Source organism: Streptosporangium sp. LJ11, assembly GCF_051918945.1.
Classification (GTDB): domain Bacteria; phylum Actinomycetota; class Actinomycetes; order Streptosporangiales; family Streptosporangiaceae; genus Streptosporangium.
On sequence record NZ_JBPXMB010000046.1, the window covers coordinates 17,682 to 32,029 of the forward strand.

13 protein-coding genes and 1 tRNA gene are annotated in these 14,348 nt (G+C 72.3%); 10 read left to right on the forward strand and 4 right to left on the reverse strand.

Translation table 11 applies throughout. The features are described from left to right. Positions 1–35: 35 nt before the first annotated feature. The 5 genes from obgE to ACTOQ3_RS40905 all read left to right on the forward strand — a co-directional run bounded on the left by obgE (position 36) and on the right by ACTOQ3_RS40905 (position 6,430). Positions 36–1,388 carry a GTPase ObgE gene (gene obgE, locus ACTOQ3_RS40885; protein WP_440089249.1) on the forward strand — a complete coding sequence of 451 codons (1,353 nt, stop codon included), beginning with the start codon at positions 36–38 and terminating at the stop codon, positions 1,386–1,388. Between the two features lie 138 nt (positions 1,389–1,526). Then, positions 1,527–2,651 carry a glutamate 5-kinase gene (gene proB / locus ACTOQ3_RS40890; protein WP_440089250.1) on the forward strand — a complete coding sequence of 375 codons (1,125 nt, stop codon included), beginning with the start codon at positions 1,527–1,529 and terminating at the stop codon, positions 2,649–2,651. 17 nt (positions 2,652–2,668) lie between these two features. Then, the gene (locus tag ACTOQ3_RS40895) at positions 2,669–3,958 is read left to right on the forward strand and encodes a glutamate-5-semialdehyde dehydrogenase (protein ID WP_440089252.1); all 1,290 of its coding nucleotides are present in this window, start codon (positions 2,669–2,671) and stop codon (positions 3,956–3,958) included. Positions 3,959–4,226: 268 nt separating this feature from the next. Then, positions 4,227–4,418, forward strand: a complete 192-nt coding sequence (locus ACTOQ3_RS40900) for a hypothetical protein (protein ID WP_440089254.1) — start codon at positions 4,227–4,229, stop codon at positions 4,416–4,418. 221 nt (positions 4,419–4,639) lie between these two features. Next, on the forward strand, positions 4,640–6,430 hold the full coding sequence (locus ACTOQ3_RS40905) for a protein kinase domain-containing protein (protein WP_440089256.1): 1,791 nt from the start codon (positions 4,640–4,642) through the stop codon (positions 6,428–6,430). Positions 6,431–6,665: 235 nt separating this feature from the next. Here the strand turns inward: ACTOQ3_RS40905 and ACTOQ3_RS40910 are convergent, their stop codons facing one another. After that, positions 6,666–7,691: a M48 family metallopeptidase gene (locus ACTOQ3_RS40910; RefSeq protein WP_440072398.1), complete on the reverse strand. Its 1,026-nt coding sequence runs from the start codon at positions 7,689–7,691 to the stop codon at positions 6,666–6,668. Positions 7,692–7,765: 74 nt separating this feature from the next. Here ACTOQ3_RS40910 and nadD point away from each other — a divergent pair, with 74 nt between their 5' ends. The 4 genes from nadD to ACTOQ3_RS40930 all read left to right on the forward strand — a co-directional run bounded on the left by nadD (position 7,766) and on the right by ACTOQ3_RS40930 (position 10,099). After that, positions 7,766–8,386 carry a nicotinate-nucleotide adenylyltransferase gene (gene nadD, locus ACTOQ3_RS40915; protein ID WP_440089257.1) on the forward strand — a complete coding sequence of 207 codons (621 nt, stop codon included), beginning with the start codon at positions 7,766–7,768 and terminating at the stop codon, positions 8,384–8,386. Positions 8,387–8,863: 477 nt separating this feature from the next. Continuing rightward, positions 8,864–9,271 carry a ribosome silencing factor gene (gene rsfS, locus ACTOQ3_RS40920; RefSeq protein ID WP_350973855.1) on the forward strand — a complete coding sequence of 136 codons (408 nt, stop codon included), beginning with the start codon at positions 8,864–8,866 and terminating at the stop codon, positions 9,269–9,271. Beyond that, positions 9,268–9,900, forward strand: a complete 633-nt coding sequence (locus ACTOQ3_RS40925; protein ID WP_440089259.1) for a histidine phosphatase family protein — start codon at positions 9,268–9,270, stop codon at positions 9,898–9,900. The genes rsfS and ACTOQ3_RS40925 overlap by 4 nt, the downstream gene beginning before the upstream one ends. Before the next feature lie 126 nt (positions 9,901–10,026). Further along, a tRNA-Ala gene (locus ACTOQ3_RS40930) sits at positions 10,027–10,099 on the forward strand. 163 nt (positions 10,100–10,262) lie between these two features. On the opposite strand, the gene ACTOQ3_RS40935 is transcribed toward ACTOQ3_RS40930, so the two are convergent. The 3 genes from ACTOQ3_RS40935 to ACTOQ3_RS40945 all read right to left on the reverse strand — a co-directional run bounded on the left by ACTOQ3_RS40935 (position 10,263) and on the right by ACTOQ3_RS40945 (position 13,557). Continuing rightward, positions 10,263–11,249: a helix-turn-helix transcriptional regulator gene (locus ACTOQ3_RS40935; protein WP_440089260.1), complete on the reverse strand. Its 987-nt coding sequence runs from the start codon at positions 11,247–11,249 to the stop codon at positions 10,263–10,265. A 293-nt stretch (positions 11,250–11,542) separates the two neighbouring features. Next, on the reverse strand, positions 11,543–12,883 hold the full coding sequence (locus ACTOQ3_RS40940) for a sensor histidine kinase (protein ID WP_440072402.1): 1,341 nt from the start codon (positions 12,881–12,883) through the stop codon (positions 11,543–11,545). After that, the gene (locus ACTOQ3_RS40945) at positions 12,880–13,557 is read right to left on the reverse strand and encodes a response regulator transcription factor (RefSeq protein WP_440089261.1); all 678 of its coding nucleotides are present in this window, start codon (positions 13,555–13,557) and stop codon (positions 12,880–12,882) included. The genes ACTOQ3_RS40940 and ACTOQ3_RS40945 overlap by 4 nt, the downstream gene beginning before the upstream one ends. A gap of 50 nt (positions 13,558–13,607) precedes the next feature. On the opposite strand from ACTOQ3_RS40945, the gene ACTOQ3_RS40950 reads away from it, so the two are divergent. Further along, positions 13,608–14,297, forward strand: coding sequence for a hypothetical protein (locus tag ACTOQ3_RS40950; RefSeq protein ID WP_440089263.1), 690 nt, complete (start codon positions 13,608–13,610; stop codon positions 14,295–14,297). Positions 14,298–14,348 lie beyond the last annotated feature (51 nt).

Consider the following 14,348-nt stretch of genomic DNA (forward strand, 5'->3'; position numbering starts at 1 on the left):
CAGAAGTTCCCGTAGATAGAGGTAGGAAAGTAGACATGCCGGACTTTGTGGACCAGGTGGTCCTGCACATCAAGGCCGGTGACGGGGGAAACGGCTGCGCCTCTGTCCATCGGGAGAAGTTCAAGCCGCTGGGGGGCCCCGACGGGGGCAACGGCGGCCGGGGCGGTGACGTGATCCTGGAGGTCGACGCCAACACGGCGACCCTCCTGGAGTATCACCGCCGCCCGCACCGCAAGGCCGACAACGGCAAGCAGGGGCAGGGCGCCAACCGTGACGGCGCCAACGGCGGCGACATCATCATCCCGGTGCCCGACGGCACCGTGGTCAAGAACGCCGACACCGGCGAGGTCCTGATCGACCTGATCGGCGCGGGCACCCGCTACGTGATCGCCGAGGGCGGGCACGGCGGGCTCGGCAACGCCGCCCTGGCCTCCGCCAAGCGCAAGGCCCCCGGCTTCGCGCTGCTCGGCGAGCCCGGCGACGAGGTCGACGTCATGCTGGAGATGAAGAGCGTCGCCGACGTGGCGCTCGTCGGCTTCCCCAGTGCGGGCAAGTCCTCCCTGATCGCCGCGCTCTCCGCCGCCCGCCCGAAGATCGCCGACTACCCGTTCACCACCCTGGTCCCCAACCTCGGGGTGGTCACCGCGGGCGAGACCATCTTCACCGTCGCCGACGTGCCCGGCCTGATTCCCGGCGCCTCGCAGGGCAAGGGCCTGGGGCACGAGTTCCTGCGTCACGTCGAGCGCTGCAACACGCTCGTGCACGTGATCGACTGCGCCACGATGGAGCCGGGCCGCGACCCGATCAGCGACTACGAGGCCATCGAGGCCGAGCTGGCGGCGTACGGCAAGCTGGAGGACCGGCCGCGCCTGGCGGTGCTCAACAAGTCCGACGTACCCGACGCCCGCGAGCTGTCCGACATCGTGAGGCCGATGCTCGAGGAGCGGGGCCTGCGGGTCTTCACGATCTCCGCGGCCACCCACGACGGGCTCAAGGAGCTGACCTACGCCATGGGCGAGATGGTCGCCGCCGCCAGGGCCGCCGCTCCCGTCCTGGAGCCGACCCGCCTGGTCATCAGGCCCAAGCAGCACGGCGACGCGGGATTCGCCGTCCGCAGGGTCGACGAGCGCACCTTCCAGGTCACCGGAGTCAAGCCGGAGCGGTGGATCCGCCAGACCGACTTCACCAACGACGAGGCCGTGGGCTACCTGGCGGACCGGCTGGAGCGGCTCGGTGTCGAGGAGGAGCTCACCAAGGCCGGCGCGAAGGCCGGGGCCGAAGTGATCATCGGTTCCATGGAGAGTGGCTACATCTTCGACTGGCAGCCGACGCTCAACGCGGAGGCCGTGCGCCAGGGGCCGCGCGGCTCCGACAACCGGCTCGGTTAGCGGGATCGTCCCGGCGGTGCCGCCCCGGGCCGGGCCGCCTGGGAGGTCCCCTCCGGGCGGAGCGTCCGAACAGGCGGTCCGGACGGGCGGCTCGGATAGTCTGACCTTCCAAGTGATCATCTTCGAGAGGTGCGTGTCGTGGACTCTGCGCGCGAACGGATCCGTACGGCTTCACGCCTCGTCGTGAAGGTGGGTTCGTCCTCGCTCACCACCCCGCAGGGAATGATCGACGTCGACCGGGTGGACGCCCTGGTCGATGTGCTCGGCGCCCGGCGGAAGGCGGGCACCCAGATCGTGCTGGTCTCCTCCGGTGCGATCGCGGCGGGGCTCGGCCCGCTGGGCCTGCCCGCCAGGCCGCGCGACCTCGCCACCCAGCAGGCCGCCGCCTCGGTCGGCCAGGGCGTGCTGGTGGCCCGCTACACCTCCTCCTTCGCCCGGTACGGCCTGCGGGTCGGCCAGGTGCTGCTCACCGCCGACGACATGATGCGCCGCTCGCACCACGTCAACGCCGAGCGCACGCTGGCCCGGCTGCTGGAACTGGGCATCGTCCCGGTGGTCAACGAGAACGACACCGTGGCCACCGACGAGATCCGCTTCGGCGACAACGACCGGCTCGCCGCGCTGGTCGCCCACCTGACCCGGGCCGACGCGCTGGTGCTGCTGTCGGACGTGGACGCCCTCTACGACGGCGATCCCCGCCGTCCCGGTGCCCGCAGGCTCGCCGACGTACGCGGGCCGGAGGACCTCGTCGGGGTCGAGCTCGGCAAGGGCGGCGCGGTCGGCACCGGAGGCATGATCACCAAGGTCCAGGCCGCCAAGATCGCCACAGGGGCGGGTGTGCCCGTGGTGCTGACCGCCGCCGCGCACGCCGCCCAGGCCCTCGCGGGAACCGACGTCGGCACCTACTTCCACCCCGGCGGGCGCCACCCGGGCACCCGCCTGCTCTGGCTGGCCCACGCCACCACCGGCCGCGGCCGTCTCCACCTGGACTCCGGCGCCGTCGAGGCGGTGGTGAGCCGCCGCAAGTCGCTGTTGCCGGCCGGGGTCACCTCCGTCGAGGGCGAGTTCGCGGCGGGCGATCCGGTGGACCTGTGCGGGCCGCTCGGCCGGGTGGTCGCGCGCGGCCTGGTCAACTTCGACGCGGGGGAGATTCCCGAGCTGCTGGGACGCTCCACCCGGGAGCTGGCGGCCACCCTGGGGCCCGAGTACGAACGAGAGCTGATCCACCGCGACGACATCGTCATACTGGAATCCCACAACTAGTTCTTTTGGAGCGCGAGATGTCCGAGGACTTCCTGAAGGTTGCCCTGGCGGCGAAAGAGGCCGCCGCCGAGCTGGCCCCGCTGCCGAGGGCGCCGAAGGACGCCGCGCTCCGCGTGATGGCCGACGCGCTCGTGGCCGCCTCCGCCGAGATCGTCGCGGCCAACGCGCTCGACGTGGAGAGGGCCAGGGAGAGCGGGATCTCCGAGTACATGATCGACCGCCTCCGCCTCGACGAGGCCAGGATCGGGGCGATCGCCGAGGCGGTCCGCCAGGTCGCCGACCTTCCCGACCCCGTCGGCGAGGTGATCCGGGGCAACACGCTGCCCAACGGGCTGGAGCTGCGCCAGCTCCGGGTCCCGATCGGCGTGATCGGCATCATCTACGAGGGCCGCCCCAACGTGACCGTGGACGCCGCGGCGCTCTGCCTCAAGAGCGGCAACGCCACCCTGCTGCGCGGCTCGTCCAGCGCGTACGCGTCGAACACGGTCCTCGTCAGGATCATGCAGGAGGCGCTGGCGGGCACCCAGGTGCCCGCCGGGGCCGTCCAGCTGGTCCCCGGGCAGAGCCGCGACTCGGTCAAGGAACTCATGCGGGCCCGCGGCCTGGTCGACGTGCTGATCCCGCGCGGCGGCGCCTCGCTGATCAACTCGGTGGTGGAGGAGTCCACCGTCCCGGTGATCGAGACCGGCGTGGGCAACTGCCACGTCTACGTCGACGCCGACGCCGACCAGGACCTCGCGATCCAGATCCTGATCAACTCCAAGGTCCAGCGGCCCTCGGTGTGCAACTCCGCCGAGACGCTCCTGGTGCACGCGGCCGTGGCCGACGCCTTCGTGCCGCGCGCGCTGGCGGCGCTGGCGGCGGAGGGCGTCACGGTGCACGGCGACGCGCGCGTCGCGGCGTACGGCGACGTGGTGCCCGCCGAGGAGGAGGACTTCCGGATGGAGTACCTCTCGCTGGACATCGCCGCCGCCGTGGTCGACTCGCTGGAGGACGCGGTGGCGCACATCAGGAAGTACGGCTCGGCCCACACCGACGCGATCGTCACGCGCTCGGTCAGCGCCTCCCGCAGGTTCGTCGCGCTGGTCGACTCCGCGGCCGTGGCGGTCAACGCCTCGACCCGGTTCACCGACGGCGGGGAGTTCGGCTTCGGCGCGGAGATCGGCATCTCCACCCAGAAGCTGCACGCGCGCGGTCCCATGGGCCTGCCGGAGCTGACCTCGACCAAGTGGGTCTACACCGGCGAGGGTCACCTGCGCACGGCCGAGGGTACGGTCCTCGCCTCGCCCGAGGCCGCCTCCCGATAGTCCCTCGCGGTGGAGGTCTCCCGGGTGTCGCGTGTGCCGCGGGCCGCCGGCACCCGGGGTGCCCCGGGCACCGGTTTCGCCGGAGTCCGGGGTGACGCGGGCCGCCGATGCCCCGGTTCGGCACGCGGGGGTCCTGTCCGGGCCCTATGGTGTAGCCGGTACTCCAGAGGTTCATCGGGGGTCTCGTTCGGGCGTCTCCTTCTGGTTGCCGAGCGTTACGGCGTGTCGCTCCGTGTAATCGCGGTGGCTAGTGGTTTGACTGGATTCTATGGAAATCGTCGTTGCGTTCCTTTTCATAGCTCTTGTCCTCTTCGGTGCTGACCGGTTGCTGTTGCTGCTGGAGAGTCGCGGGCACGTCAACTGGCGCCGTACCGGACGCCGGGACCTGTCGGCGGAACCCACCGCGAAGCTCGACAGCCTGCTGGAAGACCCGGACCGAGGGCCGGTGCGCCGGCCCTGAGACGTCTCGCCCGTGGCGTGACCCGAGCCCGGCCGGCCCCGTGCCCGCGAAGCGTCCCGCTTTCCCGGATCTTTCCGGGAGTCCGGCGTGCCATCGGGAAAACGTCACACTCGCCCGCTATGGTGTGGTCTCCTATGGCTGGAGAGCAGGGAAGCGAGCGGGAGTGAGCGACCCGATAGGCGCAGCGGTCCCTGACCCATGTGGCCGACGCAGGAGGTCACGTGGGTCGTCTCGGGCGGGTCGGTCCCTACACGTTGCTGGAACGTCTCGGCCGTGGGGGAATGGGCGAGGTCTACCTCGCCTCCAGCCGCCGGGGTGACAACGTCGCGCTCAAGGTGCTCCACGACGTCCACGACGCCGGCTCCGAGGCCCGGGTGCGCCTGGAGCGAGAGGTCCGCGCCCTTCGCAGGGTGGAGAGCCCCTACGTCGCCCGCGTCGTCGACGCCGATCTCGACGGTGACCGGCCCTACCTGGTCATGGAGCACATCGAGGGAGACACCCTCCTGGAGCGGGTGCGCCGTGACGGCCCCCTGCGGGACGGCGCCCTGCTCAGTGTCGCGCAGGGGCTGGCCGTCGCCCTGTCGATCATCCACGCGGCAGGGGTCGTGCACCGCGACCTCAAACCGGCCAACGTGGTGGTCGACGGAGACGACGAGCCCGTCCTCATCGACTTCGGCATCGCCCACGTCCTGGACGCCACCCGGCTCACCCTGACCGGCACCTTCCTGGGCACCCCCGGCTACGCCGCCCCCGAGCTGTTCGCCGACGAGCACGTGGGCGAGCCCGCCGACGTGCACGCCTGGGCGGCCACCGTGGCCTTCGCCGCGACCGGCCGCCCCACCTTCGGCGGGGGCACCGTCGAGGCGCAGATGTACGCGATCCTCAACGGCCAGGCCGACCTCGAGGGCGTCCCGGCCGCCCTGCTGCCGCTGATCCGCGCCGCCCTCCACCGCGAGCCGGCCAAGCGCCCCACCGCGGCGCTCCTCACCGGCCGCCTGGGCCGCCTGGCCCGCGTGATCCCGTCCGAGGTGGGGGCGGTCCGGAAGTCGCCGGCTCCGGCGGGGGAGAAGACCGGCCCGGCCAGAAGGCAGGAGAGCCGCCCCAAGCCCGCCGCCAAGGGTGAGGATCCCGCCAGGGGTGGCAGGGCGGCCAGGGCGGAGACCGGCAGGGGACGGCCGCCCGCCCCGGCGGACGGCGCGGTGCGGGCGTCCCGCCTCCCGGCCGGTGCTGACGGCACGCCACGCGGTGGGCGGGCGGTGCCCGCCGGTGAGGCGGCCCGTGCGGCGCGGGCGCTCCCGGTGGCGGGTGAGACGTCCCGTGGCGGACGTCCGGCCGCCACGGTCGGTGAGACGTCCAGGACCGGCCGGGTCTCCACGGCCGCCGAGACGTCGCGCGGCGGGCGCCCGGCCGCCGCGTCCAGGACCGTCCGGCGTCAGGCGGGTAGGGGGCGGGGCGGTGCGGCCGGAGAGCTCAGGGGCGAGGGCAGGGCGGGGCCGCTGCCCGCGGGCAACGCGGCGCTGCTCCTGCTGGCCGTCCTGGCCGTCCCGTGCGTCGTGGCCACGGCCATCTGGCCGCCGGCCACCTTCGCCGTCACCGGGTTGTTCGCCACGCTGGCCCGTACGCTGTGGGTCGGTCACTGGCTGGTCAGGAAGCGCAAGTCGGTCAGGACCCGGGTGATCCTGCGGGTGCTGGGGTTCCCGCTGACCTTCGCCGTCTCGCTGCTGGCCGCCCTCGTGTGGCCGGGGCTGCCGGCGGCGACCCTCGCCGGGTGCGCGCTCTGGCTGACCCTCGGCGGCTCGCTGCCGCCCGACTGGTGGGCGCATCCCGCCCCGGTCGCCGTCGCCGGCGTCGTGTTCGGCGTCGTCTGCGGAGGCATCCTCGGCAGGGAGATCGAGCGGATCGGCGCCGAGCTCGTCGAGCTCCGCAAGGAGGGTCTGCGCGCGCTGGCCGTGCTGGGCGGGTTCGTCGCCCTGTGCTCCGCGGCCGTACGCGCGATCGCCCTCCTCGTGTAGGGAATCCGGTCCGGGAGCGGCGCGGGGGAGGGACCTCCCCGCGGCGGGATCGGCGGAGGCCGGGCGACCCCGGCCGGTGTGGCGATCCAGGTGCCGCGGGAGGGCGAGGCGCCGGTGCGGTTATCCGGCTTCGTCAATTCTTGTGACGCGGCAACAGGGCAATCCGGCGTATGGATGACTCGCATGGAAAAGGGCCCGAGAACAGCTGCCCGGACCCTTTCGGTGGAACTCTCCGTTAATTTCCATCGCGGCGGGAGAAGCGATTGAAGATGCGCTCCCCGGCGTTGACGGCGCCTTCGGCCACGTCGCGCAGGACGCCGATGAACGGGTCCTGGGACTGCGACCAGGAGTCGCGGTAGGAGCGGGCGGCGGCCCTGATCTCTTCGGAGATCTTCGCGTTGGCGTCGTCGGTGCGGCGGGGGTACTCCCCGGCGATGATCGTGTCGTACTCGCCGCCGCGGCGCCACTTGTCGAGCTCGGCGACGCGGGAGACGGCGAACGGGTGGGTGGTGCCCAGCAGGTTGAGGACCTTGAGCAGGCCGTCACGGACGTCGCCCGCGGTGTCGTACTCCCGCGCCTGGTCGAGGAAGGCCTCGATGTTCATCTCGTGCAGGCGCGAGCCGCCGGCGAGCTTCATCAGGGCGCGCAGCGCCGCGTCGGAGTCCTGGCCGCAGAGCAGGCCGCCACGGTCGGCGGAGAGCTCGGACTTGCGGTGCCACTCCTCCAGGCCGGCCACGATCGCGCGCAGGCCGATGTAGCCGAGCGGAATCCAGGCCACGCGGGTGGCCAGCCGGGTCAGGATGTCGAGCATGGTGCGGTAGACCGCGTGGCCCGACAGGATGTGGGCGGTCTCGTGGCCGATGACGAAGCGCTGCTCCTCCTCGTCCATCAGGTCGAGGAGGCCGGTCGTGACGACGATGAACGGGTCGTCGAAGCCGATCGCCTTCGCCTGCACCAGCGGGCTCTGCTGCACGTAGACCTCGGGAATGCGGTGGAGGTCGAGCGTGTAGGCCGCGTCGCGGCCCATGTCGTGCAGGGCTCGGAACTGGGTGTCGCTGGTCCGCACGGCCGAGGCGAGGTAGATCAGGCGCAGGCGGCGCTCGCTGACCAGGCCGGACATCTGCTTGAGCACCGTGTCGAACCCGCTGAGCGACCGGAGGGCGACCAGCGCGGACCGATCGGCAGGATGTTCGTAGGCGCGCGAGCTGATGCCGGGAAGCTGCACGCGGTGGCGATCCGGGGTGGTGGTCATGTCCGGCATGCTACGTCGGGTCCGCCTGCCCCGCGCGGGGGGTGGTTAAAAGCTGTGCACGGCTTGCACGTATGGTCCGTTTCATGATGAACGCGCCTACCGGCAAGGGGAAGCGACGTCTGGGCGTCATGGGCGGGACCTTCGACCCGATCCACCACGGCCATCTGGTCGCGGCCAGCGAGGTCGCCCACTACTTCGATCTCGACGAGGTGGTCTTCGTGCCGACGGGCCAGCCGTGGCAGAAGGCGGACAAGATCGTCTCAGCCGCCGAGGACCGCTATCTCATGACGGTCATCGCGACCGCCTCCAACCCCCGGTTCTCGGTGAGCCGCGTCGACATCGACCGCCCGGGGCCCACCTTCACGATCGACACGCTCCGGGAGATCTCCGCCGCCTGGGGACCCGACGTGGATCTCTACTTCATCACCGGCGCCGACGCCCTCGCCCAGATCCTGAGCTGGCGCGACGTCGACGAGCTGTTCACCATCGCGCACTTCGTGGGGGCCACCAGGCCCGGCCACGTCCTGCACGACCCCGGCCTGCCGGAGGGCAAGGTCAGCCTGGTGGAGATCCCGGCGCTGGCCATCTCGTCGTCGGAGTGCCGCCAGCGGGTGGCCTCGGGGGAGCCCATCTGGTATCTCGTCCCCGACGGCATCGTCCAGTACATCAACAAGCGGCATCTCTACGGCGGTACGTCCTCGTGACCTCCGGACCTCTGCGAGCGGGCCTGGGCGGGCCCGATCGGTGTTCTCGCCGGGCGGGCCGGCAGGCCGGGTGCCGGGCGGGCCGGCAGGGCCGGGCGGTGGCCGAGGGCCGGCGCGGAGAGTGGCCGGAGCGGCGGATGGTGAAAAATCCGGTGAATCACGATGATCTGGTGAAATGCCGCAGGTGAGAACGTGTTCCGATGAAATTCGCTATGATTTGGGAAGTTTGCGTGGGACGAGTATCCGCAGCTCACCCGGCATGACCGTCGAACGGCCCGGCCGGTGCCCGTCCCACCCGAGATCGACAAGCGCGGTCCCGACCGCGGAGGACGCCCCTGATCAGGCCGCCAATTCGTTTGCGGCGCGGAATCGGGTGGCACACGATAGGCGTTGTTCAAAAGGTGGCTCTTCAACGAGCGCCGAATCGGGCACCCTGATAGGTGACAGCGCCGACTAGCAGGAGGACTGACCCACACCGTGACAGCAACCGACAGATCCGTCCAGCTCGTCAGGCTCGCCGCCGAGGCGGCGGCGGACAAACTGGCCGATGACATCCTTGCCTACGACGTGAGCGACCAGCTCGTCATCACCGACGCGTTCGTGCTCTGCTCCGCCACCAACGACCGTCAGGTCCGCGCCATCGTCGACGAGATCGAGGACCGGCTGCGGATCGAGGCCGACGCCAAGCCCGTCCGCCGCGAGGGCGAGCGCGAGGGCCGCTGGGTCCTGCTGGACTACATCGACATCGTCGTGCACGTCCAGCACGAGGAGGACCGCACCTTCTACGCGCTGGAGCGCCTGTGGAAGGACTGCCCCTCCATCGCGCTGCCGGACAGCGTGACCCAGGTCGCCGCCCAGCGCGCCCGCGGGGCGGTAGCTGAGTGAGTCGTCGCGTCGTCTGCCTCAGGCATGGCCAGACGCTGTGGAACGTCGAGCACCGCTTCCAGGGTCACAGCGACATCCCCCTTGACGAGACCGGGGTCGCGCAGGCCACCCGCGCGGCCTCGCTGCTCGCCGCGCTCCGCCCCACCATGATCGTCTCCTCCGATCTCCAGCGGGCCTTCGACACCGCCTCGGCGCTGGGACGCGTCACCGGCCTGGACGTCACCGTCGACAAGGACCTGCGCGAGCGGGGCGGAGGCCAGTGGGAGGGGCTCACCCGGGAGGAGATCTCCGAGAGGTGGCCCCGGGAGTTCACCAGCTGGGAGGCACCGGGCGGTGAGGCGGTCGGCGACGTCGCCGACCGGGTCTCCTCGGCCGTGCGCCGCTGGGCGGCGGAGGTCGACTCCGACGGCCTGCTGGTCGTCGTCTCGCACGGGGCGGCGATCCGGCTCGGCATCGCCAGGCTCATGAACCTGCCGCAGGAGCTCTGGCCCGCCCTGGGCGGCCTCGGAAACTGCTCGTGGTCGGTGCTGGAGGAGGCGCGCAAGGGCTGGCGCCTGCTGGAGCACAACGCCGGGACTCTGCCCGAGCCGGTCAGCAGCGACGACAACCCCGAGGTCACCCAGGAGTGACCTTCGAGCGGCGCGGCTTGCGCCCCGGTGGCGGGCGCGGGCCGTGTGGTCGTCGATTAGGTGAACACGCGGGTGTCCTTATATGCTTCCCGAGCGCCGCGACGAGAGCACTCGAAGCGGTGACCAGGGGCTATGGCGCAGCTGGTAGCGCGCCTCCATGGCATGGAGGAGGTCTGGGGTTCGAATCCCCATAGCTCCACGTCGGGCCGTTCTCCGGACGGGCCGCGAAGACGTCGCCGAGATCCCGTCCGATCACCACGATCGGGCGGGATCTCGGCGTTTCCGGCCTCGGGAACGGCGGCGGTCGTCTTCCGGGGCCTGGGAACGGCGCCGGTCGTTCTGAGGCCCGGGAACGGCCGTGGTCACCCGGTCCCGGGCCGGCCGTAGATCCCGGCCACCGCCCGCGCGGTCTCCGCGACGAGGTCGCGCAGCTCCGCCGGGGCGACGACCTCCAGATCCGCGCCGAAGCGCAGGAACTCCGCCAGCGCGTGCCGCGGGGACTTGACCGGGACCGTGAGCCGCGTCCAGCCCTCGTGGTCCGGGGCCTCCGCGGTGGCCTCGGCGGCTCGCAGGACGGCCGGGCGGACCATGTCCGGCAGCCGCTCCATGCCGAACGGCGAGAGCCGGATGACGGCCTCGCCCCGCAGGAGCCGCGCCTCGAACTCCTCCAGGGCGCCGTTCCAGTGCGCGGCGAGGTCGAAACCGGCGGGCCGCTCGAACGACTCCCGGAGCGCGCGCAGTTCCAGGATCTGCGAGACCCGGTAGGTGCGCACGTGCTCGCCGCCGCGCGCGACGAGATACCAGCGTCCCGCCTTGAGGACCAGCCCGTACGGCTCCAGCGTGCGGACCACGTCCTGGGGGGCCTTCCAGCGGTGGTAGCGGATCTCCAGGCGGCGCTCGTTCCAGACGGCGTCGGCCACCGCCGCCAGGTGCGGGGTCTCGTCGGCGCCGTGGTACCAGCCGGGCGCGTCGAGGTGGAAGCGCTCGCGGATCCGCCCGGCCCTGTCCCTGAGCTCGACCGGGAGCGCCGCCATCAGCTTGAGCCCCGCGGCCGTCACCACCGAGCCCAGGCCGAGCTCCGCGGCGGGACCCGGCATCCCCGCCAGGAACAGCGACTCCGCCTCGCCCGCGGTCAGCCCGGTGAGCCGGGTACGGTAACCGTCGAGCAGCCGGTAACCGCCGGAGGGCCCAGCGTCGCCGTACAGCGGCACGCCGGCGGAGTGGAGCGAGTCCACGTCGCGGTAGACGGTCCGGACCGAGACCTCGAGTTCGGCCGCCAGTTCCCGGGCGGTCATCCTGCCGCGGGTCTGCAGGAGCATCAGCAGGGAGATGAGACGGCTCGCGCGCATGTCACGAATTATCCGGCGAGGGCGTGAAAACGGATTCCCGGCTCGCCCTTGCCGCGCCGGCCGCGCCTCCTCCGTCTGGATACGAGGCCGGCACGGTAGGGCGAGCCGGAAACCGTGGACGCGGGTGACGTCCGCGCTCCTCTCCATGATCGGCCAGTCGGAGCGGTGAAACAGCGCGTTTTAGCCTTACTTAAGGTGGGTTTACGGGTGACCTAACCAACGCCGGGGTCCCTCCCGTGGGCCGCCCCGTACCGGCGTACGGCGTTGTTCCCCGGCGGCCCGGGACAGGTCTCTCAGCGCGTCGCGTTCCTGCGCGGCCAGCGGTCGCCGACCAGGCGCCGGGCGGTACGCGGGGGCCGGTCGTGCCGGTCGGTGCGGAACCAGAGCTGGACCCTGGCGCCGCCGAGGGAGGAGGCGTCGATCCGCAGCGTGCCGCCCGAGGACTCCGCGAGCCTGCGGGCGATGTCCAGGCCGAGCCCGGTCGATCCCGCCCCGCTGGCCCCGCGCCGCAGCGCCGCCTCGGGGTCGGGGATGCCGGGGCCGGCGTCGGCGATCAGCATGCCGACGGTGCCCGCGCCCTGGTGCAGGGTCACCGTGAACGCCGTGCCCTCGGGGGTGTGCCGGAAGACGTTGCCGAGCAGGGCGTCCAGCACGGCGCTGAGCTCGGTGGCCGCGACCGGGACCCGCGCGGGGGCCGAGGCGCCGATCAGCTCCCAGGGACGCCGCTGGTCCTCGGCGAGCGCGGACCAGAAGGTCAGCCGTTCGCGCAGCACCTCGGCGGCGTCGCAGTGGACGAGTTCCGGCGCGCGGGAGGGCTGCCTGGCCGCCGCGATGATCTGGTCCACCTCGGCCTCCAGGCGGCCCAGCGCGCTCCTGCTCTGCTCGGCCTCGGGTCCCAGGTGGTCCAGGCTGAGCCGGAGCGCGGTGAGGGGGGTGCGCAGGCGGTGCGACAGGTCGGCGGCCATCTCCCGCTCGGCGGCCAGCAACTGGGTCACGCGGTCGGCCATGCTGTTGAACGCCTCGCCGGCCGCGACCAGCTCGGGCGGGCCCTCGGGCTCGATGCGGACGCTGAGGTCCCCGGCGCCCAGGGCGCTCGCCGCCCGGCCCAGCCGCCGGGCCGAGCGCACCACGCGCACGCCCAGCCGGTCGCCGACCAGCAGCGATCCGGCGACGAGCACCGCCGCCACCCCGCTCAGCACCGCCCACGACGAGGCGACGCCCCGGGTGAGGTCCGCCGACGGGATGAAGATCTCGATGACCACGGTCCTGCCGCCGTCCAGGGCGACGGGGCGCAGCAGGAGGTAGCCGGTGTCCATCTCCGCGGTGATGGCCCGGGTGAGCCGGGAGGCCGCGGCCACGGTCTCGGCGGGGGCCCTGACGGTGCCGGCCGAGCCGCCGCCGGGCAGGTGGACCGCGATCCGGTCCCGCGCGCCGGTGCTGAGCAGCGCGTGGGTCAGCCGGTCGGGATCGACGGTGATGGCCAGCACCGGGACCAGCGCCGACGCCTGCCGCTCCGCCTCGGCCATGGCCCGGCCGTGGGCGATCTCCCTGACGATGAGCCCGAGCGGTATCAGGAAGGCCAGGGCGACCATCGAGGTTCCCGCGACGGTGAGCAGGGCCAGGGTCCGCCTCACGGCGGTGTGATCAGCATGACCCCCACGCCGCGTACGGTGTGCAGGTAGCGGGGGGAGGAGGCGCTCTCGCCGAGTTTGCGCCGCAGCCAGGACAGGTGGACGTCGATCGTCTGGTCGTCCCCGTAGGACTGCTGCCACACCTCGGTGAGCAGTTCCTTGCGGGAGACCACCCGGTCGGCGCGGGCGGCGAGGTAGGCGAGCAGGTCGAACTCGCGCCTGGTGAGGGTGAGCGCGGCGCCGTCCAGCCCGGCCTCGCGCCGGTTGAGGTCCACCGACAGCGCGCCGACGCACAGTACCGCGGGTGGGGCCGCGCTCCGCGCCCGGCGCAGCACGGCGTCCAGACGGGCGTTCAGATGGTCGCCGGAGAACGGTTTGACCAGGTAGTCGTCGGCCCCCGCCTGGAGCAGGCGGACGATCTCCGCCTCGTTGTCCCTGGCCGTGGCCACGATGACCGGCACGCTGGAGACGCTGCGGACCATCTTGAGCGCCTCCGCCCCGTCCAGGTCGGGCAGCCCGAGGTCGAGGACCACCGCGTCCGGAGGGTTCTGGGTGATCTCCCTCAGCGCGTCGAGGGCGCGCCCCGCGCTGCGCACGGCGTGCTGGCGCCTGCTGAGTTCCTGGATGATCGCGGATCGTACGTACTCGTCGTCTTCGACCACTAGAACCGTCGCCATGCCATGTAACGGTAGTGAACGGTGAGACGTATGGCGTAATAATTCACGACATGCGGCAGACGCTGGGATTCATAGCGGTGTGGTGCGGGGCCACCGTCCTGGCGATCTCGGTCGCCTGGTTCGGCGTCCGTGACGTGCTCCGCAGCGAGGTCTTCGACGACGCGAGCATCGAACCGCTGAACGCCGCCATCGGCCGTACGGGAGACTCGACGCTCCCGCCGGGAGCGCCCACGGGGCCGCAGGTCCTCGGCACGCCGACCGCCTCCTCCGCCGCGCCCGGCCGGACCTCCGCGCCCCGTACCACCCCGTCCGGGCGGGAGACCGCCGGGCCGCGCCCGGGCCGCTCCCCGTCGAGGACCGCCGCGATGCCGGTACGCGCGCGGGAGACCGGGCTCTCCCGTCCCGGGCCGTCGGCGTCGCCGTCCCGGTCTCCGTCCAGGCCCGCCGCGACCCAGGCCGCCCCCGCCCCCTCGTCGTCCGCCGCGCCCAAGGCGACGGCCACCAGGACGCAGTCGATCTCCACCGAGAACCTGCGCGTGGTGAACGTCAAGGGCGGTTCGGTCTCGTTCGCCATCGAGGACGGCGTGTGCCGCCTGATCGCCGCCGCTCCCAACGCGGGCTACGAGGCCAAGGTCGCCTCGGCCACCGGCTGGATCCGGGTCGACCTCGTCCAGGGACAGCACGGCTCGGCGGTCTTCTGCATCGGAGGGGAGAACCGCACCGACCTGTGGGAGTACTAGGACCGGTCCGCGGGAGCGCCGGGATCGCGGGGGTGCTCTTCGGAAGGACGA

Excerpts from the sequence above, each read along its gene's own strand:
- ACTOQ3_RS40910 (WP_440072398.1), bottom strand. The coding sequence starts at position 7,691 with ATGCCGGACATGACCACCACCCCGGATCGCCACCGCGTGCAGCTTCCC.
- obgE (WP_440089249.1), top strand. The coding sequence starts at position 36 with ATGCCGGACTTTGTGGACCAGGTGGTCCTGCACATCAAGGCCGGTGAC.
- ACTOQ3_RS40950 (WP_440089263.1), top strand. The coding sequence starts at position 13,608 with ATGCGGCAGACGCTGGGATTCATAGCGGTGTGGTGCGGGGCCACCGTC.
- ACTOQ3_RS40895 (WP_440089252.1), top strand. The coding sequence starts at position 2,669 with ATGTCCGAGGACTTCCTGAAGGTTGCCCTGGCGGCGAAAGAGGCCGCC.
- nadD (WP_440089257.1), top strand. The coding sequence starts at position 7,766 with ATGATGAACGCGCCTACCGGCAAGGGGAAGCGACGTCTGGGCGTCATG.
- ACTOQ3_RS40900 (WP_440089254.1), top strand. The coding sequence starts at position 4,227 with ATGGAAATCGTCGTTGCGTTCCTTTTCATAGCTCTTGTCCTCTTCGGT.
- ACTOQ3_RS40935 (WP_440089260.1), bottom strand. The coding sequence starts at position 11,249 with ATGCGCGCGAGCCGTCTCATCTCCCTGCTGATGCTCCTGCAGACCCGC.
- ACTOQ3_RS40945 (WP_440089261.1), bottom strand. The coding sequence starts at position 13,557 with ATGGCGACGGTTCTAGTGGTCGAAGACGACGAGTACGTACGATCCGCG.